Annotated in this window: 20 protein-coding genes; 13 read left to right on the top strand and 7 right to left on the bottom strand. The window is 63.9% G+C overall.

Going from position 1 to position 21,184, the window contains the following annotated elements:
* From BI343_RS10260 to aroQ, 5 genes are all read right to left on the bottom strand, one after another.
* On the bottom strand, window positions 1-1,053 hold a 1,053-nt coding region (locus BI343_RS10260; protein ID WP_071109626.1), incomplete at its 3' end, for a DUF3426 domain-containing protein.
* On the bottom strand, window positions 1,050-1,946 hold the full coding sequence (gene prmA, locus BI343_RS10265; protein ID WP_071109627.1) for a 50S ribosomal protein L11 methyltransferase: 897 nt from the start codon (window positions 1,944-1,946) through the stop codon (window positions 1,050-1,052). The genes prmA and BI343_RS10260, both read right to left, overlap by 4 nt.
* Window positions 1,946-3,304, bottom strand: coding sequence for an acetyl-CoA carboxylase biotin carboxylase subunit (gene accC / locus BI343_RS10270; RefSeq protein ID WP_043623553.1), 1,359 nt, complete (start codon window positions 3,302-3,304; stop codon window positions 1,946-1,948). Before accC ends, prmA begins: the two co-directional genes overlap by 1 nt.
* Before the next feature lie 117 nt (window positions 3,305-3,421).
* On the bottom strand, window positions 3,422-3,883 hold the full coding sequence (gene accB / locus BI343_RS10275) for an acetyl-CoA carboxylase biotin carboxyl carrier protein (protein WP_071109628.1): 462 nt from the start codon (window positions 3,881-3,883) through the stop codon (window positions 3,422-3,424).
* Window positions 3,884-3,919: 36 nt separating this feature from the next.
* Window positions 3,920-4,390 (bottom strand): type II 3-dehydroquinate dehydratase, encoded by a 471-nt coding sequence (gene aroQ, locus BI343_RS10280; protein ID WP_200886219.1) that lies wholly within the window; start codon window positions 4,388-4,390, stop codon window positions 3,920-3,922.
* 270 nt (window positions 4,391-4,660) lie between these two features.
* Between aroQ and queA the strand changes: the two genes are divergently transcribed.
* The 8 genes from queA (at window position 4,661) to BI343_RS10320 (ending at window position 13,172) form a co-directional block, all read left to right on the top strand.
* A complete protein-coding gene (queA, locus tag BI343_RS10285; RefSeq protein WP_071109629.1) occupies window positions 4,661-5,686 on the top strand; it encodes a tRNA preQ1(34) S-adenosylmethionine ribosyltransferase-isomerase QueA in 1,026 nt (341 codons plus the stop codon).
* A 194-nt stretch (window positions 5,687-5,880) separates the two neighbouring features.
* Window positions 5,881-6,252, top strand: coding sequence for a gamma-butyrobetaine hydroxylase family protein (locus BI343_RS10290; RefSeq protein WP_043623541.1), 372 nt, complete (start codon window positions 5,881-5,883; stop codon window positions 6,250-6,252).
* A 2-nt stretch (window positions 6,253-6,254) separates the two neighbouring features.
* Complete coding sequence (gene ubiE, locus BI343_RS10295; RefSeq protein WP_043623539.1) at window positions 6,255-6,989, top strand: bifunctional demethylmenaquinone methyltransferase/2-methoxy-6-polyprenyl-1,4-benzoquinol methylase UbiE; 735 nt, start codon at window positions 6,255-6,257, stop codon at window positions 6,987-6,989.
* Window positions 6,989-7,504, top strand: a complete 516-nt coding sequence (locus BI343_RS10300) for a M15 family metallopeptidase (protein ID WP_071109630.1) — start codon at window positions 6,989-6,991, stop codon at window positions 7,502-7,504. Before ubiE ends, BI343_RS10300 begins: the two co-directional genes overlap by 1 nt.
* A gap of 20 nt (window positions 7,505-7,524) precedes the next feature.
* Window positions 7,525-8,112, top strand: a complete 588-nt coding sequence (locus tag BI343_RS10305) for a ubiquinone biosynthesis accessory factor UbiJ (RefSeq protein ID WP_043623535.1) — start codon at window positions 7,525-7,527, stop codon at window positions 8,110-8,112.
* Between the two features lie 7 nt (window positions 8,113-8,119).
* A complete protein-coding gene (ubiB, locus tag BI343_RS10310; RefSeq protein ID WP_071109631.1) occupies window positions 8,120-9,646 on the top strand; it encodes a ubiquinone biosynthesis regulatory protein kinase UbiB in 1,527 nt (508 codons plus the stop codon).
* 334 nt (window positions 9,647-9,980) lie between these two features.
* The gene (locus BI343_RS10315; protein ID WP_043623529.1) at window positions 9,981-11,297 is read left to right on the top strand and encodes an NAD(P)/FAD-dependent oxidoreductase; all 1,317 of its coding nucleotides are present in this window, start codon (window positions 9,981-9,983) and stop codon (window positions 11,295-11,297) included.
* 561 nt (window positions 11,298-11,858) lie between these two features.
* Window positions 11,859-13,172 carry an MFS transporter gene (locus tag BI343_RS10320; RefSeq protein ID WP_071109632.1) on the top strand — a complete coding sequence of 438 codons (1,314 nt, stop codon included), beginning with the start codon at window positions 11,859-11,861 and terminating at the stop codon, window positions 13,170-13,172.
* On the opposite strand, the gene BI343_RS10325 is transcribed toward BI343_RS10320, so the two are convergent.
* Window positions 13,169-13,537: an Mth938-like domain-containing protein gene (locus BI343_RS10325; protein ID WP_043623523.1), complete on the bottom strand. Its 369-nt coding sequence runs from the start codon at window positions 13,535-13,537 to the stop codon at window positions 13,169-13,171. The two genes, BI343_RS10320 and BI343_RS10325, sit on opposite strands and share 4 nt — an antisense overlap.
* 230 nt (window positions 13,538-13,767) lie before the next feature.
* Between BI343_RS10325 and BI343_RS10330 the strand changes: the two genes are divergently transcribed.
* The 4 genes from BI343_RS10330 to thrC all read left to right on the top strand — a co-directional run bounded on the left by BI343_RS10330 (window position 13,768) and on the right by thrC (window position 18,159).
* Entirely contained in the window at window positions 13,768-15,000 is a 1,233-nt protein-coding gene (locus BI343_RS10330) for a pyridoxal phosphate-dependent aminotransferase (protein ID WP_043623521.1), read from the top strand.
* 114 nt (window positions 15,001-15,114) lie between these two features.
* On the top strand, window positions 15,115-16,425 hold the full coding sequence (locus BI343_RS10335; RefSeq protein ID WP_071109633.1) for a homoserine dehydrogenase: 1,311 nt from the start codon (window positions 15,115-15,117) through the stop codon (window positions 16,423-16,425).
* Window positions 16,418-16,753 carry a hypothetical protein gene (locus BI343_RS10340; RefSeq protein ID WP_071109634.1) on the top strand — a complete coding sequence of 112 codons (336 nt, stop codon included), beginning with the start codon at window positions 16,418-16,420 and terminating at the stop codon, window positions 16,751-16,753. The genes BI343_RS10335 and BI343_RS10340 overlap by 8 nt, the downstream gene beginning before the upstream one ends.
* Complete coding sequence (gene thrC / locus BI343_RS10345) at window positions 16,750-18,159, top strand: threonine synthase (RefSeq protein WP_071109635.1); 1,410 nt, start codon at window positions 16,750-16,752, stop codon at window positions 18,157-18,159. The genes BI343_RS10340 and thrC overlap by 4 nt, the downstream gene beginning before the upstream one ends.
* A 67-nt stretch (window positions 18,160-18,226) precedes the next feature.
* Here thrC and BI343_RS10350 read toward each other — a convergent pair whose 3' ends face one another.
* Window positions 18,227-20,317 carry an autotransporter outer membrane beta-barrel domain-containing protein gene (locus BI343_RS10350; RefSeq protein WP_071109636.1) on the bottom strand — a complete coding sequence of 697 codons (2,091 nt, stop codon included), beginning with the start codon at window positions 20,315-20,317 and terminating at the stop codon, window positions 18,227-18,229.
* 139 nt (window positions 20,318-20,456) lie between these two features.
* Here BI343_RS10350 and flgA point away from each other — a divergent pair, with 139 nt between their 5' ends.
* Window positions 20,457-21,134: a flagellar basal body P-ring formation chaperone FlgA gene (gene flgA, locus BI343_RS10355; RefSeq protein ID WP_071109637.1), complete on the top strand. Its 678-nt coding sequence runs from the start codon at window positions 20,457-20,459 to the stop codon at window positions 21,132-21,134.
* Window positions 21,135-21,184 lie beyond the last annotated feature (50 nt).

The following is a 21,184-nucleotide window of genomic DNA, read 5'->3' on the forward strand; positions in this document are numbered from 1 at the left end:
CCGCATGGTGACTTTGACTTCGCTGTTGCCATTGAAGCGCCCCAGCTTGAGGTCGTCCGGTTTCAGGTATTCCTTGGGCGTGAATACCTTGCGGATCAGCACCTGGTCGTCGCTGTCCTTCAGCGTCACTTCCAGCATGGGGTAAGCCTGAGCGTACTGCGCGTGGTTCTTCAGCGTGGCGGACAGCTGGATCAGATTGGGGTAGTCCGGCACGAAGGCCAGTTCCGACCATTCGGTGCGGATCAGCGCGATATCGGTCGGCCAGGGCACGTCGCAGCCCATGGACTTGCACAGCTGTTCCAGCGCGGGACGGGTTTCCGGCGCTTCGGCGGCGATGCGGGTGCGATTGATGTAGACCAGTTGCGCGGCCAAAAACAGCAAACCCAACAAGGCGAACGCCGCCAGCAAGCCGTTGAGCCAGGGCGCGGCGGGCTTTTGATGGCGGGCCTCATCCTCCTCCACCGCATCGGCGTCGGTGAACAGCGGCTCCTCTGGCTCGATGCGGGCAGCGGGTTTGATCGGCTCCGGTTCCGGCGGCGCTTCGGCGCGGCGGCGGCTGCCAAAAACTTCCGGCTCTGCGGCGATGGCCGGGCTGGGGGCCGGTTCATTGAAGGGGTTGCCTATCGGCGCCGTGATATTGCGGTTTTGCATGGCCCCGGCCAGCGCGCGCTGGAAGGCTTCGACTTCTTCCGCCAGCGGCTCAGCCGGCTGTGCGGCGTGCTCGGCAGGAAGGTCGTACTGCGGCGCCGCTGCTATCGATGAGGAGAGTTCGGCGGCGTTGGCGTGCGGGTCGAAGTCCGGCACTTCCAGCTCGAAGTCGTCCATCGGGTCGCGCTCGGGCGCGGCGGACGACGGGACGGCTGGCGGCGGCGCGGTAATCAGCGGGGGAGGCGCAACCGGCGCGGGCGCCGGCCGGGTGACGACGAAATGATCCGGCGCCTTGAACACATGCGAACAGCGCCCGCAGCGCACCAGTCCATCGGCGGCTGCTAACTGGCTGTCATTGACCTTGAATCGGGTCTGGCAGTTGGGGCACTGTGTCGTGTATGTCATACGGCGGCGCGTCGGGTTCCTGTCAGTCTGGTCCATCCTTCGTCGAACACAGGCGCGTCCATCTCGAACCACTGGCTATAGATGGCGGACAGCTCGTCGGCCTGCTCGGCGAGGATGCCGGAAAGCACGATTCTACCACCGGTTTTCACATGGCTTGCCAGCAAGTCGCCCAACATGCGCAGCGGATTGGCCAGGATGTTGGCCAGCACCACGTCGTATTGGGCTTGCGGATTGGCGTCCGGCAGGAAGAAGTCGGCCTGCACGCCGTTCTGCTCGGCATTGTCTTGGCTTGAGCGCACCGCTTGCGGGTCGATGTCGATGCCTACGGCCGAGGCCGCGCCGAGCTTCAGCGCGGCGATGGCCAGGATGCCGGAGCCGCAGCCGTAGTCGAGCACGGACTCGCCGCCTTGCAGCTGCTTGTCCAGCCATTGCAGGCACAGCCGGGTGGTGGGGTGGCTGCCGGTGCCGAAGGCCAGGCCCGGGTCCAGCTGCAGGTTGACCGCGTTCGGTTCCGGCGCTTCGTGCCAAGTGGGGGTGATCCACAGCCGGTCGGAGATGCGGATCGGATCGAATTGCGACTGGGTCAGCCGCACCCAGTCCTGCTCTTCCACGCGCTCTATCTTGTAGCTGGGCATGGCCAGCCGGCAGGCGTTGGCGGCGGCCGCGATCAGCAGCGCCGGGTCGTCGTTCTCGTCGAACAGCGTGATGATGCGGCTCTGGCTCCACAGCTGGTCAACCGGCTCGCCTGGTTCGCCGAAGATGGGCTGCTCCTTGTCGGTGCCGGCCCAGGCGTCCTCGATGGCTGTGGACAGCGCGCCGGCGTCCATCAGCGCGTCGGCCAGCCGTTCGGCGACAGAGGAATCGGAATCAATGGTGGCTTGCAACCAGGCCATCAGGCGCTCCCTTTTTTCTGCTGCGACAGGCGGTTTTCCAAATAGTGGATGCTGGTGCCGCCACGCTGGAAGGCCGCATCCATGAACAGCTCCTGGTGCAGCGGGATATTGGTCTTGATGCCGGAAATCGCCATTTCCGACAGCGCCACGCGCATCCGGGCTATCGCCTGCTCGCGGGTGTCGCCATAAGCGATCAGCTTGCCCACCATCGAGTCATAGTGGGGCGGCACGACATAGCCCTGATAGATGTGCGAGTCGATGCGGATGCCGGGGCCGCCGGCCGGGTGGTAGCTCTCGATCTTGCCGGGAGACGGCACGAAGGTGAACGGGTCCTCGGCATTGATGCGGCATTCCATGGCGTGGCCGGAGATCACAATGTCTTTTTGCTTATAGCGCAGTTTCTCGCCGGCTGCGATGCGGATCTGCTCCTGAACGATGTCGACGCCGGTGATCATTTCGGTCACCGGGTGTTCCACCTGCACGCGGGTGTTCATCTCGATGAAGTAGAACTCGCCGTTTTCGAACAGGAATTCAAATGTGCCGGCGCCGCGGTAGCCGATCCGGCGGCAGGCTTCGGCGCAGGCTTCGCCTATCTTCTGGCGCTGCTTGTCGGTGATGCCGGGGGCAGGCGCCTCCTCGATCACTTTCTGGTGGCGGCGCTGCATGGAGCAATCGCGCTCGCCCAGATAGATGGCGTTGCCATATTCGTCGGCCAACACCTGGATTTCGATGTGGCGCGGATGCTCCAGGAATTTTTCCATGTAGACGGTGGGATTGCCGAACGCCGCGCCGGCTTCGGTGCGCGTCATCTGCACCGAGCTGATCAGCGCGCCTTCGGTATGCACCACGCGCATGCCGCGGCCGCCGCCGCCGCCGGCGGCTTTGATGATGACCGGGAAGCCGATCTTCTTGGCGATCTTGGTGATTTCCACCGGGTCGTCCGGCAAGGCGCCGTCGGAGCCGGGCACGCAAGGCACGCCGGCTTCGATCATCGCGTTCTTGGCCGATACCTTGTCGCCCATCAGGCGGATGGTGTCCGGGCGCGGGCCGATGAAGACGAAGCCGGATTGCTCGACGCGCTCGGCGAAGTCGGCGTTTTCCGACAGGAAGCCGTAGCCGGGATGGATGGCCTGGGCGTCGGTGACTTCGGCGGCGGCGATCAGCGCCGGCACGTTGAGATAGCTCTTGGCGGACGGGGCGGGGCCGATGCACACCGACTCGTCGGCCAGCTTCACGTATTTGGCTTCGCGGTCGGCCTCGGAATGCACGACCACGGTCTTGATGCCCATTTCGCGGCAGGCGCGTTGGATGCGCAGGGCGATTTCACCACGGTTGGCGATTAGAATTTTTTCGAACATGGAATTCTCCACAAGCCGGCCAGCGTCGGGATGATCGACCGGCCTTTGCTGTCACGTCAAACGACAAGGGCACAGACCTTGGCCGTGCCCTGAATCTCGCGAGGTCGTCGGAGCGTCTTACTCGATGACGAACAGCGGCTCGCCGTACTCCACCGGCTGGCCGTCTTCGACCAGGATGGCCTTGATCACGCCGGAGCGGTCGGCTTCGATCTCGTTCATCAGCTTCATCGCTTCGATGATGCACAGGGTGTCGCCGGCGTTGACGCTTTGGCCCACTTCGACGAAGGACTTGGCGCCGGGGCTGGGCGAGCGGTAGAAGGTGCCGACCATCGGCGACTTCATCGCGTTCTCATTGGCAACTGCCTGGGCCGCAGGCGCAGCGGCCGCCACCGGGGCGGCAGCCGCAGGAGCCGCGGGCGCGGCGGCGTACATTTGCGCCACCGGCTGGGCGTAGCCTGGCTGTTGGTTGGCGGATACGCGGGTGATGCGGACTTTTTCTTCGCCCTCGGTCACTTCCAGTTCGGCGATGCCGGACTCTTCGACCAGGTCGATCAGTTTCTTGAGTTTACGCAAATCCATTGTTGATCCTTCGAATGGGGTGTTCAGTTACGGCGATCAGGGCTGCGCGGACAAATGCCGCAGCGCGTGCGCCAGCGCCAGCTCGTAACCGTGGGGGCCCAACCCGCAAATCACACCGAGCGCCAGATCCGAAAAATACGAATGCTGGCGGAAGGGTTCGCGGGCATGGACATTGGATAGATGCACTTCGATAAACGGCACTTTCACCGCCGCCAGCGCATCGCGCAGCGCGACGCTGGTATGGGTGAACGCCGCCGGATTGATCAGGATGAAGGCGGTGCCGTCATCCAGACATTGATGTATGCGTTCAATCAGTACATGCTCGGCGTTGCTCTGCAATGCTGTCAAAGCAAAGCCGGCGGCTTTGGCCTGATCGGCCAGCCGCTGGTTGATGGCGTCAAGTGTGTCCCGGCCGTAGTGTTGTGGCTCCCTGACCCCGAGCAGATTGAGGTTGGGACCGTGCAGCACAAGGATGGATCGGCTCAAGGCCTGACTCCTGTTTTTCATCTTGGCCGCGAGTTTGCCGCACTTCGCAGCAAGATGTCCAGCGTTTGCAGAAATTAAAACAATCGTTTAGCGGCCGGAGCGCAGGGCAAGATCTTGGTTTTAGAGTAAAAACTTGTGTGAATCGGGGTGCCGCAGTGTAGCGTATCTGCAATATGTCAAGAAGTTATTTGCGCGTCCAGCGCGGATGGCGTCGGGCATTGGCCATCCCGGCACTGTGCCCGATGGTTGGGCGCAGGTATAATCGGCCGGTTCTGAACCATAGCTTTCACCATGCAGCTCTCCGATTTCGATTACCACCTGCCTGAGGCCTTGATCGCCCAGCATCCGCCGGCCGTGCGCGGCGCCAGCCGACTATTGCACGTGGACGGCATGACGTTGTCCGATCTCACTTTCGCTGATTTCCCATCGCGTTTGCAAGCCGGCGATTTGCTGGTGTTCAACGACACCCGCGTCATCCGCGCCCGCCTGTTCGGCGAAAAAGCCAGCGGCGGCAAGGTCGAGGCGCTGATTGAACGCGTGCTGGACGACCACACCGCGCTGGCGCATGTCCGCGCGTCCAAGTCGCCCAAACCGGGCAGCCGCCTGATTTTCGCCGGCCGCTGGGAAGCGGAGATGGTGGAGCGCCACGACTCGATGTTCAAGCTGCACTTCCTGGCCGAAGAGAACGTCTACGATATTCTGGAGGCGTCCGGCAAGCTGCCGCTGCCGCCTTATATCGAACGCAGCGCCGAGCAGGACGACGACGAGCGCTACCAGACCGTCTACGCCCGCGAGCAGGGCGCGGTGGCGGCGCCTACCGCCGGCCTGCACTTCACCGATGACATGCTGGCGACGCTGCAGGCGCAAGGCATCGCCACCGCCTTCGTCACGCTGCATGTCGGCGCCGGCACCTTCCAGCCGGTGAAGGTGGACAATGTGGCCGAGCACAAGATGCACAGCGAGATTTACGATATTCCGCAGTCCACGGTGGACGCCGTCGCCGCGGCGCGCGCCCGCGGCGGCCGCGTGGTGGCGATCGGCACCACCAGCGTGCGCGCGCTGGAATCCGCCGCGCAGCATGGCGAACTGAAAGCGGGGTGCGGCGAGACCGACATCTTCATCACGCCAGGTTATCGTTTCCGCGTGGTGGACCGCCTGCTGACCAATTTCCACCTGCCGAAATCGACGCTGTTGATGCTGGTGTCGGCGTTCGCCGGCTACGACGAGATTTTCCATGCCTACCGCCATGCGGTGGAGCAGCAGTACCGCTTCTTCAGCTACGGCGACGCGATGCTGCTGGAAAAGAAGGAATACTAATAATCTGGTGATAGCCACGGAAACACACGGAAAGACACGGAAATAAAGGCAAAGCCAAATATGGGACTTTCACCGGACAAGTGAGGGATTGATGCCAGCCTCCTTGCCATTTTGAAATTCAAGGATGTTTATGCGTTTTGTCCGTGTCTTTCCGTGTGTTTCCGTGGCTAATTTGAAGGATTGGAAGGAAGCTCATGCCTGGAATTATTCCTGAAGCCGCGCAGCCGGTGGAAATCCAGCTGCACCAAATCTCCAAGGTGTTGGAGATCGCCTTCGACGACGGCGCCCGTTTCGAGCTGCCGTGCGAGTATCTGCGCGTCTATTCGCCTTCGGCCGAAGTGCGCGGCCATGGCGTGGGCCAGGAGAAGCTGCAGACCGGCAAGCGCCATGTCGGCATCACCGCGCTGGAGCCCATGGGCCACTATGCCCTGAAGATCACCTTCGACGACGGCCACGACAGCGGCCTCTACAGCTGGAGCTATCTATACGAGCTGGGCGCCAAACGCGACCAGTACTGGCAGCAATATCTGGACAAGCTCGCCGCCGCCGGCGCGAGCAGGGAGTGAACATGGATAAGACCACGCATTTCGGTTACAAGACCGTGGCGGAGAGCGAGAAGGCCAGCAAGGTGGCCGAAGTCTTCCACTCGGTGGCCGGCAAGTACGATGTGATGAACGATCTGATGTCCGGCGGCCTGCACCGGGTATGGAAGCATTTCACGCTGACCACCTCCGGCGTGCGCGCCGGCGACAAGGTGCTGGACATCGCCGGCGGCACCGGCGACCTGGCGCGCGGCTGGGCCAAGCGCGTGGGCAAGAGCGGCGAAGTCTGGCTGACCGACATCAACAGCTCGATGCTGACCGTGGGCCGCGACCGCCTGCTGGACGAAGGCGTGATCTTGCCGGTGTCGCTGGCCGACGCGGAGAAGCTGCCGTTCCCTGACAATTATTTCGACGCGGTGTCGGTGGCTTTCGGCCTGCGCAACATGACGCACAAGGACGCGGCGCTGAAGGAGATGTGTCGCGTGCTGAAGCCGGGCGGCCGGCTGTTCGTGCTGGAGTTCTCCAAGGTGTGGAAGCCGCTGTCGCCGTTTTACGACTTCTACTCCTTCAAGGCCCTGCCCATCATGGGCAAGCTGGTGGCGAACGACGCCGACAGCTACCAGTATCTGGCCGAATCGATCCGCATGCACCCGGATCAGGAGACGCTGAAGCAGATGATGCTGGACGCGGGCTTCGGCAAGGTGGACTACCATAATCTGACCGGCGGCGTTGTTGCGCTGCACAAGGGCGTCAAGTTCTGATGACGCCGGAGCTGGCGGCGCGTCTGGCCGAGCTGGGGATCGCTCCGGCTGACTTGCTCGCGCGCGGGCTGGCAATCCATGCCGAGCCGGCCGAGCTGGCGTTGGCGGAGTCCAACGCGGAAGGGCGGGAGTTTCTGCTCATTCCCGCCGCGGCCGCAGCCTGGCAGGCGATGCGCCGCGCGGCGGCGGACCAGGGCGTGGAGATGTTCCTGCTGTCGGCTTTTCGCAGCGTGGCGCGGCAGCATGAGATCGTCGCCGCCAAACTGGCGCGCGGGCTGAGCCTGGACCAGATACTGCGCGTCAGCGCAGCGCCCGGCTTCAGCGAGCACCACACCGGCTGCGCCGTCGATATCGGCGCGCCCGGCTCGCCGCCGCTGGAGGAAGCGTTTGAAACCACCGCCGCTTTTGGCTGGCTTGAGCGGCGGGCGGCGGATTTCGGCTTTCATCTGAGCTACCCGCGCGGCAACGCCAGCGGCTATCTGTACGAGCCCTGGCATTGGCGCTGGCGGGCGTGACGGTTCACCGGAGTAAACACATGGCTCTGACCATCGCCGCATTCAACCATCTCTTGAACCAGCATCCGGCGCGGCGCGCCGAGCTGGCGCGCTTTGTCGGCCGGCGGGTCGCCATCGCGCTGCCGCCGCTGCATGTGGCTGGCGTGATTACCGCCGAGGGCTGGCTGGCCGCCTGCGAGGGTGAGCCGGAAGCCAAGCTGGTGCTGCGCCACGGCGTGCTGTTCTCGCACCTGAGCGGCCAGGCGCCGCAGTTGTCGGACATCGCGCTGGAGGGCGACGCCGAGCTGGCCGCCGCGCTCGGCCGCATCATCGGCCAGCTGCAATGGCACGCCAGCGAAGACCTGTCGCGGGTGTTCGGCGATGTGGCGGCGCAACGCATCGAAACGCTGGCGCGCGGCCTGTTCGGCTTCAAAGGGCAGTTGGCCTTCCGCCTGGCCGACAACTGGCTGGAGCACTTGCGCGAGGATGGCGCGGTGCTGGCCGGCCGGCACCAGGTGGGACGCTTCGTGCAAGACGTGGACAAGCTGCGCGATGACGCCGGCCGGCTGGATAAGCGGCTGGAGCGGCTGGAAGCCGCGCTCAATCATAAACAGAATTCCCAGACCTGACGGATTTATGTCGATATCGCGCTCGCTGAAGATTGTTGCCACCCTGTACCGCTACGGTTTGGATGATTTCCTGGAAGGGCATTCCAGGCTGGCCTTCCTGCACAAGCTGTTCCGCCTGTGCCCCATCCCGCGCGACACCGCCGCGCCGCTGCCGGCGCGGATGCGAATGGCGCTGGAGAGCCTGGGCCCGATCTTCGTCAAGTTCGGCCAGGTGCTGTCCACGCGGCGGGACTTGCTGCCGCCGGAGTACGCCGACGAGCTGGCCTTGCTGCAAGACCGGGTGCCGCCGTTTGACGGCGCGCTGGCGCAACAGGTGGTGGAAAGCAGCCTGGGCCGCAAGATCGATGAAGTCTATGTCGATTTCAACCTGACCCCGGTGGCCAGCGCCTCCGTCGCCCAAGTGCACAAGGCCTGGCTGCGGCAAGCGGACGGCAGCCGCGGCCGCGAAGTGGCGGTCAAGGTGCTGCGGCCCGGCATCCTGCCGGTGATCGAGCAGGACCTGTCCCTGATGCGCACCCTGGCCGGCTGGGTGGAGAAGCTGTTCGCCGACGGCAAGCGGCTGAAGCCGCGCGAGGTGGTGGCCGAGTTCGACAAATATCTGCACGACGAGCTGGACATGATGCACGAGGCGGCCAACGCCTCGCAGCTGCGGCGCAACTTCAAGGGCTCGGACAAGCTGATCGTGCCGGAAGTGTTCTACGACTACTCCAGCCGCGAGGTGCTGACGCTGGAGTGGATGCATGGCATCCCGGTAGGCCAGGTGGAGCAGCTGCGGCAGGCCGGCATCGATCTGAGCAAGCTTAGCCGCTACGGCGTGGAAATCTTTTTCACCCAAGTGTTCCGCCACGGCTTTTTCCATGCCGACATGCATCCGGGCAATATCTTCGTGGCCGCCGACGGCCGCTATATCGCGCTGGACTTCGGCATCGTCGGCAGCTTGACCGACACCGACAAGCACTATCTGGCGGTCAACTTCCTGGCTTTCTTCAACCGCGACTACCACCGCGTGGCCACCGCCCACATCGAATCGGGCTGGGTGCCCAAGGATACCCGCGCCGAGGAGCTGGAAGCCGCGGTGCGAACCGTGTGCGAACCCATCTTCGAGAAGCCGCTGTCGCAAATTTCCTTCGGCATGGTGCTGTTGCGCCTGTTTGAAACCAGCCGCCGCTTCAATGTGGAAATCCAACCGCAGCTGGTGCTGCTGCAGAAGACTTTGCTGAATATCGAAGGCCTGGGCCGCCAGCTGGACCCGGAGCTGGACTTGTGGGATACGGCGAAGCCGTTCCTGACCAAGTGGATGAACGAGCAGGTCGGTTGGCGCGGCCTGTTGCGCACGCTGAAAAATGAAGCGCCGCAATGGGCGACGACCTTGCCGACCTTGCCGCGCAAACTGAACGATACGCTGAGCTCGGCCAAGACCGACTTGCTGGTGGAAGGCTATATCCAGCTGATGCGCGAACAGAAGCGACAGAATTTCCTGCTGCTGCTGATCGCCCTGCTGCTGGCGGCGCTGTTGGCCAAGACGTTGTGGTAGGGCCGATGTTGCGCCGATGTTTTGGCGAGCGGGAGAAACGGGCAATGGCCAACGGCTGTTGCCCGTTTTTCTTGGGCATGATGGAGCCAGGCGCGCCGCCTTGTGGGTAAGTGTCGGTCATGGCGGATGGCTGTGGATAAGTGGGTCGGCTGCCGCGCGGCGGCCAACTGCATGTTTTTTGGATGCCTTGCCAGCGGCATGCAGGTAAATGTCTGCCGAATCAGGCGGATGGCATGAATCTTCCATGGCATGGTGCTAATTATTGCCGGATGCCGCAGAGCGGGCGAAAAATGCGGTAATCTTGGCCAAAAATACCACTCATCAGGAGCTGCTTATGTTAAGCCGCAACGCCGCGCTGCCGCGCATCGTCATTGTCGGGGGAGGCGCTGGGGGGCTAGAGCTGGCCACCCGCCTGGGCCGCACCCTGGGCGCGCGCCACCGCGCGCAAATCGTGCTGGTCGATGGCTCGCCCACCCATATCTGGAAACCGCTGTTGCACGAAGTGGCGACCGGGGCCTTGAATACCGGCGAGGACGAAGTCAATTACTTCGCCCACGGCTACCGCAACGGCTACGATTTCGAATTCGGCTACATGACCGGCCTGGACCAGGCGCAACGCACGATACGGCTGTCTGCCATCCAGAGCCAGGATGGGAGCGAACTGAGCCCGGCGCGCGATGTGTCCTATGACTGGCTGGTGATCGCGGTGGGCGCTCAGGCCAACGACTTCGGCACGCCCGGCGTGGCCGAGCACGCCATGTTCCTGAACACGCCGGCCGATGCCGAAAAGCTGCGCCACCGCGTGCTGGAGCAGGCCTTCCGCGCCAGCGGCGCCGCGGCGCCGGCGCGCGCGCTGTCCATCGCCATCGTCGGCGGCGGCGCCACCGGGGTGGAACTGGCCGCCGAGCTGAACCATACCATGTGCGAGCTGCACCACTATGGCGCGCGCCTGCAGCCGGAACGCGTCAAGATCAGCGTGATCGAAGGCGCCGAGCGCATCCTGGCCGCGGCGCCGCCGTCGCTGTCCGCTTACGCCGAGGAGCAACTCGCGGCCAAGCGCATTCAGGTGCTGACCAACAGCCTGGTGGCGGCGGTGGAGGCCGATGGCGTGGCGTTGAAGGATGGCCGCAAGATCGAAGCCGACATCACGGTGTGGGCCGCCGGCGTCAAGGCACCGGCCTGGCTGGCCACGCTGGACGGCCTGGAAGTGAACCGCGTCAACCAGCTGGTGGTGGATACCCGGCTGCATTGCGCCGGCGGCGACTGCATCTACGCGATGGGCGATTGCGCCGCCGCGCCGGACGGCGACAGCGGCCGCATGCTGTCCGCCACCGCCCAGGTTGCGCACCAGCAGGCGCGCTACCTGGCCGACGAACTGGCTCGCCGACTGGACGACAAGCCGGCGCGGCCGTTTGTGTTCAAGCCGCAGGGCATGATGGTGTCGCTGGGCAAGCACACCGCGGTGGGCAGCCTGGCGGCCGTGGTGGGGCCGAAGCGCGATTACCACGTGGAAGGCCGCGGCGCGAAGCTGATCTACGCCTCGCTGTACCGCATGCACCAGGCGGCAGTGCATGGCTGGGTGCTGGCGGTGCTGCTGTTCATCGGCGACAAGCTGCGCCGCGCGGCGCGGCCGGCCTTGAAGCTGCATTGATGGCTGGGCAGGCTGTAGCGGCCCTGCCGAGGATGTGCTGATAAATGCTGTCGCCTTAGCGTGGACAGTGGCATTTTGGTTTGGTAGTGGGAAGGGCGTGGCTGCGCAGCGCGGGCAAGGCCTGATGGCCTGCCCGCCCTACTTGGCTGCGGCTTTTCTAGCCTTAACGATTTGCATGGCGCATCGGCAGCCATCCCATTCCCCGTCGGCCCGTGCCGGCAAAACAGCCTTGGGCCAGGGGCTTTAAGCCGCCGCTTTTTTGATCGGCGGCTTCCTGGAGCAAGGCTGTTTTGTCGGGGTTTCTCGGGCCGTTGGGGTCGCCTAGGGTTGCAAGGGAACTGGCGGGACAGTTCCCTTGCCCGTTCGCCGGGCGGAACCGGCAAGCGAATCATCGTCCGCGAAGCGGACTCCATTCCTGATTTCGAAATCTTTCATCTGCACCCGCGCTGGCGACGTTTGTTTGCGGCCAGTCTCGTGGATGGTCATGTGCTGCGCCGCAGCTTGACCCATCCCCGACATTTCTCGATGCTGTTTTGACGTTGGCATATCGAAGGGGCGGGCATGGAGCTGGGCAAGTGGTTGGACGAGCGGCCGTTGGGCGCATTTCAGTATCGGCTGTTGATTCTGTGCGGCTTGTGCATGATTCTGGACGGCTTCGACGTGCAGGCCATGGGTTATGTGGCGCCGGCCCTGCTGGAAGACTGGGGCATCGCCAAGGCGGCGCTGGGGCCGGTGTTCGGCTCGGGTCTGCTGGGGCTGATGCTGGGCGCGCTGCTGTTCGGCGCCGTGGCGGACCGCATCGGCCGCCGCCCGGTGTTGCTGCTGTGCACGCTGCTCTTTTCCGCCGGCATGCTGGCCACGTCCCTGGCCGCCAGCCTGCCGCAGTTGATCGCGCTGCGGCTGATCACCGGCATCGGCTTGGGCGGCATCATGCCCAATGCGATGGCGCTGGCCGGCGAATATAGCCCGGCGCGGCGGCGCGCCAGCCTGATGATGATCATTTCCTGCGGCTTCACCGCCGGCGCGCTGCTGGGGGGCTTGCTGGCCGCCTGGCTGATTCCGGCCCATGGCTGGCGCGCGGTGTTCATCGTCGGCGGTGCCGCGCCGCTGCTATTGTGGTTGCCTATGCTGCGCGGTCTGCCCGAGTCGGCGAAATTCCTGCTGCTGCGCGGTCGGCCGGCGCAGGCCCTGTTCTGGCTGCGGCGGATGGACCCTGCCTTGCCGGCCGATTGCCAGCCGTGGCTGGCGGAACAGCCGGCCTCGCGCAATCCGGTGATCGAACTGTTCCGCCATGGCTTGGCGCGGCGTACGCTGCTGCTGTGGCTGCTCAGCTTTCTGAATCTGATCGTGCTGTATTTCCTGTCCAACTGGATGCCGTCGCTGCTGCGGGCGCAAGGGCTGGACATGCGCCATGCCCTGCTGGCGGGCAGCATGCTGCAACTGGGCGGAGTGGTGGGCACGTTGGTCTTCGGTCACTGGATAGACCGTCTGGGCTTCCGCAAGGTGTTGCTGGCCAGCTTTCTGCTGGCGGCATTGGGCTTGTGGACGCTGGGCGGCATCGAAGGCGAGGCCTTGTGGCTGTATGGGCTGCTGTTTTGCGCCGGCTTTTGCGTCATCGGCGTCCAGCCGGCGGTCAACGCGCTGGCGGCCAGCGCCTATCCCACCGGCCTGCGCGCCACCGGCGTAGGCTGGAGCCTAGGCATCGGCCGCATCGGCTCGGTGCTGGGTCCGTGGCTGGGCGGCGTGCTGATCGGGCTGTCTTGGAGCCAGCCGGCGCTGTTCGCCCTGCTCGCGCTATTGGCCTTGGCTGCGGCGGGCGTGGTGTGGGCCTATCACCGCGAACCCGCGCGGACGCGGGCGGAGGAAGCGGCTTAGATCGCCAGCAGCGCCGCGATCACGCGGCGGTCTTCCGCCAGCAGGATGTTGAAGGTGCGGCAGGCGGCCTGGGTGTCCATGCACTCGATGCCTATGCCGGCCTGGGTCAGCGCGGCGTACAGCTTGGGATGGACGAAGCGTTGGCTCTTGCCGGAACCGAACAGCACCACTTCCGGCTGATAAGCCAGCAAGACCTCGAAATGCTCCGCGGCCAGGCTGGCGAAGTCCGGCGCGGCCCAGCTGACGATCTCGTCGCCGCTGACGATCAGGTTGCCGTCGTGGCGTTGGGCGTTGATCAGCACATGGCCTTCGCCGTAGCCGGTGAACAGGTTTTTGCCCTGTCCCAGCGACTGATGCATTTTCATCGGAATGGCTCCATTGACTCTGGGTTGCGGACGATGCGCGCGCCGCGCGTCGGCGCTGTGCAGTGCGTCAAAGATTGGGATAGGATTATACCCAGACCCGGAGTGGACGCGACCACGCCCTGTATGTGGTTTCCCGCCGGCCAACCAATACGAGAGATCCCATGAAACAGCCACACCGCCAAAGAAACGCCATAGCGTCTGGCGGGCAGCCCGAAACGGAAACCCCCTCCATGCAGCCCGTACATAAATCCAACAAGCTCGCCAACGTCTGCTACGACATTCGTGGCCCGGTGCTCGAGCACGCCAAGAAGATGGAGGATGAGGGCCATCGCATCATCAAGCTGAATATCGGCAACCCGGCGCCGTTTGGCTTCTTCGCCCCGGACGAGATCATCGAGGACGTGATCGTCAACCTGCCGGCCGCCTCCGGCTATTCCGATTCCAAGGGCCTGTTCGCCGCGCGCAAGGCCATCATGCATTACGCGCAGCAGAAGAGCCTGCCCAATGTGGCGATGGACGACATCATCATCGGCAACGGCGTGTCCGAACTGATCGTGATGGCCATGCAGGCGCTGCTGGACAACGGCGACGAAGTGCTGGTGCCGGCGCCGGACTATCCGCTGTGGACCGCGGCGGTCAGCCTGGCCGGCGGCAAGGCCGTGCACTACGTCTGCGACGAAGAGCAGGGCTGGTTCCCCAGCATCGACGACATCCGCGCCAAGATCACCCCGTCCAGCCGCGCCATCGTCATCATCAACCCGAACAACCCGACCGGCGCGGTGTATCCGCCGGCCTTGCTGCAGCAGATCGTCGACCTGGCGCGCCAGCACCAGTTGATCATCTACGCCGACGAAATCTACGACAAGGTGCTGTACGACGCGGTCAAGCACACCTCCATCGCCTCGCTGGCGCCGGACCTGTTCGTGGTGACGCTGAACGGCCTGTCCAAGAACTACCGAGCCTGCGGCTACCGCGCCGGCTGGATGGTGCTGTCCGGCGAGAAGACGCATGCCAAGGACTATATCGAGGGCCTGAACATGCTGGCCTCGATGCGGCTGTGCGCCAACGTGCCTTCGCAGTATGCGATCCAGACCGCGCTGGGCGGCTACCAGAGCATAGACGACTTGGTGGCGCCGGGCGGCCGCCTGGCTCGCCAGCGCGATCTGGCGCACAAGCTGTTGACCGAGATACCGGGCGTCAGCTGCGTCAAGCCGCAGGGCGCCCTGTACTTGTTCCCCAAGCTGGATCCCAAGGTTTACCCGATCGCCGACGACCAGCAGTTCATCCTGGAGCTGTTGCAACAGGAGAAGGTGCTGCTGGTACAGGGCAGCGGCTTCAACTGGATTGCGCACGATCACTTCCGCGTGGTATTCCTTCCCAACTCGGATGATCTGATCGAGGCCATCGGCCGGATCGCCAGCTTCCTCGAGCGTTACCGCAAGCGCCACGGCAGCGAGGTCTGATCGTAGCGTTATGAGGCGGCGGAGAAATCCGCCGCCGGCAGGACCGTGCGGATAGCCCAAGCTGTCCAGACGGCCTTGAGCCGAATAAAAACCAGGGACTGAATGGAGATGTATATGAAACCGATCAATATCGGCCTGATGGGCGTCGGCACCGTCGGCGGCGGCACCGCCACCGTGTTGAAACGCAACGCCGGCGAGATCACCCGCCGCGCCGGCCGAGAAATCCGCCTGATCCAGGCCGCTAACCGCGACGTGGCCAAGGCCCGCGCCGCCTTGGGGCCGGATGTGCAGGTGGTGGACGATGCGCTGCTGGTCGTCAACAATCCGGACGTGGACATCGTGGTTGAATTGATCGGCGGCGACACCATCGCCAAGGAACTGGTGCTGAAGGCCATCGCCAACGGCAAGCATGTGGTCACCGCCAACAAGAAGCTGCTGGCGCTGCACGGCACGGAAATTTTCGCCCGCGCCCAGGAGAAGGGCGTGATGGTGGCGTTCGAGGCGGCCGTGGCCGGCGGCATCCCCATCATCAAAACCTTGCGCGAAGGCCTGGCCGCCAACCGCATCGAATGGATCGCCGGCATCATCAACGGCACCTCCAACTTCATCCTGACCGAGATGCGCGACAAGGGCGCCAGCTTCGCCGAGGTGCTGGCCGAGGCGCAGAAACTCGGTTACGCCGAGGCGGACCCGACCTTCGACATCGAAGGCCACGACGCCGGCCACAAGCTGACCATCATGGCGGCGCTGGCTTTCGGCATCCCGATGCAGTTCGATCAGTGCTATCTGGAGGGCATCAGCAAGCTGGACGGCCGCGACATCCGCTACGCCGAGGAGCTGGGCTACCGCGTCAAGCTGCTGGGCCTGACCCGCCGCACCGACAAGGGCGTGGAGCTGCGCGTGCATCCGACGCTGATTCCGGAAAGCCGGCTGATCGCCAACGTCAACGGCGTGATGAACGCGGTGCTGGTCAAGGGCGACGCGCTGGGTCCGACGCTGTACTACGGCGCCGGTGCCGGCGCCCTGCCCACCGCGTCGGCCGTGGTAGCGGATATCGTCGACGTCACCCGTTTGCTGACTTCCGACCCGGAGCATCGCGTGCCGCATCTGGCCTTCCAGCCGGACCAGCTGCAGGATCTGCCTATCCTGCCTATCGCCGATGTCACCAGCTCGTATTATTTGCGCATCGGCGCCGTGGACCGCGCCGGCGTGCTGGCCAACATCACCCGCCTGCTGGCGGAGAACGGCATCTCGATCGAGGCGCTGATCCAGAAGGGATCGGTCAGCGACGGCACCGCCGAAGTGGTGATTCTGACCCACCGAGTGCAGGAAAAAGCGATCAATCGGGCCATAGCCAGCATCGAAGCGCTGGACAGCGTAGCTGGCAAGGTAGTGCGTCTGAGGATGGAAGAGTTGAATGACTAAGTCTTTGCAAGCCGGCTTGTACGCCGCGTTGTTTACCGGCGTCGCCGCGGCGACGCCGCTGAGCCCCGGCCAGCATCAGTTGCTGCAGGGTTTCCTGATGCGCGGCTGTCTGAAGCGCACGCCGGCTTCCGACGGCGTCGGCCAGCCAGGCAACGAGCAGGTGCAGCGTTATTGCCAGTGCGCCAGCGAGAAACTGGCCAATACCTTCACCGCGGAAGAGGTGATGGGCGTGCTCACCGGCCAGATCAAGAAAGACGACCCGCGCGGCAAACAGCGCCTGAAGGAGGCGTCCGCCGCCTGCGGCCAATATCTGGAAACACAGCAATGAAATACGTCAGTACCCGCGGCGGCATGGCGCCGCTGCCGTTTTGCGAAACCGTGCTGATGGGCCTGGCGCCGGACGGCGGCCTGTTGCTGCCGGAGCGCTACCCGCAGATCGACCGCGCCACGCTGGATGCCTGGCGGCAACTGGGCTACGCCGATCTGGCGTTTGAAATCATCCGCCTGTTCGCCGACGACATCCCGGCGGACGACCTGAAGGGCATCGTCGAACGCGCCTACCGCGCGGAAACCTTCGGCAGCGAGGCCATCGCGCCGCTCAAGCGCCTGCATGACGGCCTGGCCATCCTGGAGCTGTCCAATGGTCCGACGCTGGCGTTCAAGGACATGGCCATGCAGTTCCTGGGCCAGCTGTTCGAATACGTGCTGGACAAGCGCGGCGAGACGCTGAACATCCTGGGCGCCACTTCCGGCGACACCGGCTCCGCCGCCGAATACGCCATGCGCGGCAAGCGCGGCATCCAGGTGTTCATGCTGAGCCCGGACGGCAAGATGAGCGCCTTCCAGCGCGCGCAGATGTACAGCCTGCAGGATGCAAACATCCACAACATCGCCATCCAGGGCATGTTCGACGACTGCCAGGACATCGTGAAGGCGGTGCAGAACGACCATGCCTTCAAGGCGCGCCACAAGATCGGCACCGTCAATTCCATCAACTGGGCGCGTGTGGTGGCGCAGGTAGTGTATTACTTCAATGGCTACTTCCGCGCCACGGACAGCAACGATCAGCTAGTCAGCTTCTGCGTGCCGTCCGGCAACTTCGGCAACGTCTGCGCCGGCCATGTGGCGCGGCAGATGGGCCTGCCTATCGACCGCCTGATCGTCGCCACCAACGAAAACGACGTATTGGACGAGTTCTTCCGCACCGGCCGCTATGCGCCGCGCGGCAGCGAGCGCACCTATGTCACTTCCAGCCCGTCCATGGACATCTCCAAGGCCTCCAACTTCGAGCGCTTCGTGTTCGACCTGATGGGCCGCGACGGCGAGGCGGTGAAGCGCTTGTGGGCCGAGGTGGATGCCGGCGGCGGCTTCCAGCTGGATGCGGAAACGATGAGCCGGGTGCGCGAAGCGTTCGGTTTCGTCTCCGGCAAGAGCGCGCACGCCGACCGCATTGCGACCATCCGCCAAGTGGACGCCGAGGACGGCGTGGTGGTGGACACCCACACCGCCGACGGCATCAAGGTGGCGCGCCAGCTGCGGCGCGCGGGCGAGAATATCGTCTGCCTGGAAACCGCGCTGCCGGCCAAGTTCGCCGAAACCATACGCGAGGCCCTGGACCGCGACCCGCCGCGCCCAGCCGGCTTCGAGCGGCTGGAAGCCTTGCCGCAGCGCGTGGTGACGCTGCCGGCGGATGCCGGCCAGGTCAAGGCCTTGATCGAGACAACCTTGGCCTAAGCCGCCTTGATGGCATAAACAAAACAGGCTCCGCATGCGGAGCCTGTTTTGTTTGCTGCGCGGAGGATCAGAACGACACGGCTACGCCGATATTGCCGCCAGTCTGGTTGCCGCCGTTCTTGCCGCTGGTGGCGGTGAGCTGGCCAAAGGCGGTGACCTTCTTGTTGAAGTTGGCGCTGACGCCGGCCGTCCATTCCATCCAGTTGCTGGCGGGTTTGCCCAGATTGGTTGTCCAGTCGCCCATGGCGGTGGCGAGGCCGGCTGTGACGTTGCGGTCATCCTGCTTGAACTCGTGGGCGTAGCTGACCTTGGCGTAAGGACTGAATTGACCGATGGTGGCGTCCAGCTGCCAACCCACGCGGCCCACCAGCGAGCTGCGGGTTTGCTCGTTGAAATACATGCTGCTGCTGTTGCCGCCTTGTTCGGTAAATCCACCAACCTTGGCGTGCGCGAAATCCAGACCCGCCACCGGGCCATGGGTGAGGCTGCCGTATTGCAGGCGATAGCCGCCGCCAATGCGCATGCCGTACTGGGTCTGGCGCGTCTTGCCGCCGATGTTGATCGTCGCCGGGCCTTCCGTCACGCTACGGCTGGTGTCGACGTCGCCGGAGCCGACATGCACGTCGCCGTCTATCCAGAACTTGTCCTGGTTGTAGCTCACCAGGCCGGTCATCAGCGTTGTGCGGTCGTTCAGCGTGCCGGGGGTGCCGGAGCTCGTCACATCGGACTTGCCCTGCTGGCGCGACATGGCCAGACCCAGGCTCAGGCTGGGACTGGCCTGGAAATCCAGGCCCAGGGTGTACAGCTGGCCCTTGGGCTTGGACTCCAGGCCGTTGTAAGCAATCTTGTCCTGGTTGAATGCGCCGTCCACAAATGCGCTGACCGTGCCGACGGCGCGCTGTTGCGAGCGGATGGCCTGGTAGCGGGCGTCCAGCGCGCTGCCGAGCTGGCGGGCGTTGTTCAAGGCCGATTCAGGCATGGCGGCGGCGAATAGCGGCGCTTGCAGCAGGCCGTAGGTATAGTCGCCTATCAGCTTATGCGCAGCCGGGGTCGGATGCAGCGGATCGGTGAAAACATAGACCTGATTAGGAAGGACGTTGGCCGGACAACTGATGGCGGATTGGGGGCAGGCCGAGCCGGTCACATTGGTGAAGCCATACTTGCCCGGATTGGCCAGGATTTCTTGGAACAGCAAGGCGACATTGGCGCGCACCACATTGTGTTGCAGATTGTTGCCGCTCAGCATCATGTCTACCAGCTGGTTGTAGCCGGAGGACAATTGCTGCAGGCTGGGTTGCACCCCAGCTTGGGTCGATGTGCCGTTGTAGAACGCCGCAACCGTGCCTGTCGGCAAGCTCAAAGCGCTGTTTGCCGCGGCCAGCGCGGCCTGGATCAACTTGGGGTCGTTGCCCGCGCCGGATGCGGCGCTCAATTGTTGCCATGCTGCGCCATAGGCGGTATTCACCTGATTGTCAGTCAGGCCAAGTTTTTGTTGCACCGCTTGCAGCGAGGCATAGATAGCCAGCGGCGCAGCCGACATGTCTGGCAGTGTCGGAACGATGATGGTCTTGGCGCCGGCGCGTTCCAGCATCGCTACGCTGGTGGCGGCAGCCTGGGCGGACGCTGTAATGAATTTCTGGCCGGTGGTGCTCGATGCGGTAGAGAGAGCGGCGATCACATCATTGCCGCCAATCCATACCGTATACAAGGCGTTGGCGTCAGCCTTTCCGCCAGTGGCGGTCAGGTAATTCTGGATCTGGGTGGGCAGCTCCAGGATTTTTGTAGCGTTGTCGGGGCCGACCGATTCGATGCCTGCGGCCGCCGTCGGGAAGTTGGTGGTCGCGGATGTGTAGTCCTGGGCGATGGCCCCGCCCTGGGCATAATTGTTGCCCTGCTTGCTGGTATTGGCGTTGCTTGGATTATTGGCGACGGATTTTAGGCCGTAATGACCGCTTAGCACGTCAGTCCAGTTGGCGCCATTGCCAGTGGTCCAGCGAGCATTAAGCGGCCATTGGCCGCCGGTAGGCGTGGGCAGCAGTTGGAATGCGCCTACGTCAGACAGGCTATCCCCAAAGAAATAGATATTGCTGTAAGCATGGGCAGCGGCGGGCAGGGCCATTGCGGTGGCCAGGGCGAGAGCGGTCAAGCGGATGCGCATCAGGGTCTCCTCGTGAAACGAGCATGCAAATGTTTTATTTGGTTTAAGAGTCTAAACTCTATTCAAACGATTATTCGAATGTTGCAGCCACTTGTCAATGACATCCCATGTCATGGGGCGCTTGCGTTAAAATGCGGGCATGCGAAGACTTTTTTTGTGCGGTTGCTGCCTGCTGCTGGCCTTGTCGGCCCGAGCCGACGGCATCCAGAATCTGGGCGTGTTGGAAAAGCTGGCCGAGCAGTTTTTGAAGCGCGAGCTGGGCTTGCGCGAGGCCAGTTGGAAGCTGGGGCAACTGGATCGCAAGCTGGCAGTGCCGGCCTGCGCCAAACCGAAGGCGGAATGGGCCAATCCGGCGGTGACCACTGGCGCGACGGCGGTTTTGCTCTCCTGTCCCGATTTAGGCTGGACCTTGCGCCTGCCGGTGATGATCAATGAAAAGCGCCTGGGCGTGGCGCTGAACCGGGCCGTGGCCCCTGGCGAGCAGTTGACTGCGGACGATGTCAGGCTAGTGGAGATCAGCAATCCGGCGCTAGCCAGCAATGTGCTGACCGATGCCAGCCAGGCGGTGGGGCAGGTGATGCGCTCGGGCGCGCCGTCTGGCGCCTGGCTGCGCAACTTCATGGTGCGGGCGCCCTATCTGGTGAGGGTGAACCAGCAGGTCAAGGTGTCGGCGGAAGGCGAAGGCTTCGCCGCGGAGGCAGAGGGCATGGCGATGGGCAACGCCGCTTTGGGCGAGCAGGTCAATGTCCGGCTGAGCACGGGAAGGGTGGTGCGCGGCATGGTGCGGCAGGATGGCAGCGTCGCTGTGGTTTTTTAGCAGATATCGTCTAGAAAAATAGTTCAAGAGATTGTTTTTTCGGTCGATAA

This window comes from Chromobacterium amazonense, from assembly GCF_001855565.1.
GTDB lineage: Bacteria > Pseudomonadota > Gammaproteobacteria > Burkholderiales > Chromobacteriaceae > Chromobacterium > Chromobacterium amazonense.